General features: G+C 76.2%; 2 protein-coding genes. One reads left to right on the top strand and one right to left on the bottom strand.

What is annotated here, in order from left to right; genetic code table 11:
• Nucleotides 1-445 (top strand): DegT/DnrJ/EryC1/StrS family aminotransferase (locus G7A99_RS21660; RefSeq protein WP_205599992.1); only part of this gene is annotated, 445 nt, incomplete at its 5' end.
• On the opposite strand, the gene G7A99_RS21655 is transcribed toward G7A99_RS21660, so the two are convergent.
• The coding region (locus tag G7A99_RS21655) for a molybdopterin cofactor-binding domain-containing protein (RefSeq protein WP_163144002.1) at nucleotides 428-904 on the bottom strand (477 nt) is incomplete at its 5' end. The two genes, G7A99_RS21660 and G7A99_RS21655, sit on opposite strands and share 18 nt — an antisense overlap.

Genomic DNA, 904 nt, shown 5'->3' with positions numbered 1-904 from the left:
CGATCCCCTCACCGGGATCACGGGCATGGACCCGGTGCGCCGGGCACGCCTGCCTGCCGCGGTGGCGCGCTTCCGCGCCGCGCCCACGCAGCCCCAGCGGCGGCTCGCCGACGCCCTCCGGGCGGGGCACCTGCCGGGGATCACGGACCTCCCGCGGGCCTGCCCGGGCACCGCAGCGGCCGCGCGGCTGCTGCGCTATCCGCTGCTGGCCACCGACCGTGGCCACCGCGACCGCCTGCTGGCGCGGCTCAACGCCCGGGGGCTGGGGGCGACCGCCCTCTACGGCGCGCCGCTGGGGGCTATCCCCGGTGTCCCTGCACCGGTGGCGGGTACCGTCGCGCCTGCGGCGGCGGCGTTCGCCGATCGCCTGCTCACCCTGCCGACCCACTCCGGGGTGACCGACGCCGACGTCGCCCGCATGTGTCGTTCACTCGCCGCCGGCTGACGGTTGCCCGTCACGGTCCAGACGGATGGGCAGTGTCCGCACCCGGTGGCCGGTGAGGGCGGACACCGCATTGGCCACCGCCGGTGCCAGCGGCGGCACGCCGGGTTCGCCGACCCCGCCGGGGGGCTCGCGGGAGGGCAGGATGTGGACGTCCACCCGGGGCATCTGCGAGAAGCGCAGCAGCGGGAAGTCGTGGAAGTTGCTCTGGACCGTGCCGTTCCGGCCGCGGGTGATGCGGCTGTAGAGGGTCGCGGTGAGCGCGAAGGCGATCGCGCCCTCCATCTGTGCGGCGACGGTGTCCGGGTGCACGGCGATCCCGCAGTCGACCGCACAGACGACCCGGTGAACGCGCACCCCGCCGTCGTCGTCCCGAGAGACCTCGGCCACCTGGGCCACGTAACTGCCGAAACAGGCGTGGGCGGCGATCCCCTGCGCGCGCCCGGCACGGGGGCTGCCCCA

This window comes from Arhodomonas sp. KWT (genome assembly GCF_010993615.1).
The sequence above is the reverse complement of the archived record's forward strand: the minus strand, read 5'-3'. Positions and strand labels throughout refer to the sequence as shown.